The 1,367-nt window shown below is 34.7% G+C and carries 2 protein-coding genes; both read left to right on the top strand.

Features of this window, described 5'->3' with window-relative positions; translation table 11 throughout:
• Positions 1 to 84 precede the first annotated feature (84 nt).
• Entirely contained in the window at positions 85 to 528 is a 444-nt protein-coding gene (locus E1171_RS01320) for a hypothetical protein (protein WP_222931325.1), read from the top strand.
• Positions 529 to 631: 103 nt separating this feature from the next.
• Complete coding sequence (locus E1171_RS01325) at positions 632 to 1,204, top strand: hypothetical protein (protein WP_155203324.1); 573 nt, start codon at positions 632 to 634, stop codon at positions 1,202 to 1,204.
• Positions 1,205 to 1,367: the final 163 nt, after the last annotated feature.

Consider the following 1,367-nt stretch of genomic DNA (forward strand, 5'->3'; position numbering starts at 1 on the left):
ATCCGACGCTAAAAAGCACAGCAGCCAGCCCAACGTTGCCAGTAATTAGGTATGAAAACAATACTAAAACTAATACTCTGGTTTTTGGTTTTGACTTCTTGTAAGTCTCAAAAATCATTATTACCGGATTATTCTAAAACAATAGCGGAACCAGTCAAACTGATACGGCAACAAATAGAGAAATACAAAGAACCTTTCGACATTGAAATTACGAATAGTCATAATGGCAGGTACATTGTAAATTCAAATATTGGCCTTGAAAATGATGAAGTTCAAATCGATACTCACATAAATAACCAAGCTTTCGGAAGTGAATCTGACACAACTTTTATTTTTACAAAAACTGATTTTGTAGCTAAACTCAATTTTGAGCTAGAAAAGGCTAACGATCAGATTAAGGTAGCTGGCAATTATCAAACTATAAAAGTAATTTTAGGAGATTCAACATTTAACTTTTACACTAGACAAGGTTTTGGGTTAATGTCATTGTTAGAAAAAGGTAAGTCGAATTATACAATAACTAGATAAATAACTACTGGCAACAATGGCGAGCTGCCATGCTTTGCCAGCGCGTAAAAGCCAACGCTAGAAAGCACAGCAGCCAGCCCAACGTTAGCAACAAGCAGAAAGAATGATTTTCAACCGACTATTTAAGAAAAAAAACAAGGAACTTTCAAAAATAGAATATTGGAAAAAATGGGAGTTATCTGAATTAATTGCTGACTTGCATAGGGCGGAAAAGTTATTGTCTGAATTCAAAGTTGGATATTCCAATAACTTTCTTTCAGCAGAGGAATTTCATAAAACCCTTGTAGAAGAAATTTATGAACTTGAGCATGACAATGTTCCTGATTTTACTCAAATTTGGCATTGGTTTGCTCCAACTTGTGATTGGGATGACCTAACAAATATGGACGGATTTGAATTAGGCAACCGAATATTTAATCGAGTTGATAAATGGAAGAGAAACCACGATTTTGTATACGGAACAAAAGTTTTTTTAAATGGAGCATATGGAGTTGTTATTAAGTCTAAATCTGATAAACCAGACTTTTGTGGAATTATAAGATGGGATACAAATAATGAATCAGATACTGAAGATTGGAGAGGAATGTTCGGAACGTTTATGAAACAAGGAGGACAAATCATTAACCAAAATCATCGATTTAAATTTATAAACGATGATGGAACATTAAAAAAATAAAGCCAGTTGCCAACAATGGCGAGCTGCCATCCTTTGCTAACGAGCAAAAACCGACGCTCAAAAAGCATAGCAGCCAGCCGAGCCGTTGTGTGTCAATATATAAACTGCATGTAAACTGAGTGAACTTTCAAGAAAAAATAGCGAATTATGTGCTAGGAAACTT

It is taken from the genome of Xanthovirga aplysinae, assembly GCF_009711365.1.
GTDB lineage: Bacteria > Bacteroidota > Bacteroidia > Cytophagales > Cyclobacteriaceae > Xanthovirga > Xanthovirga aplysinae.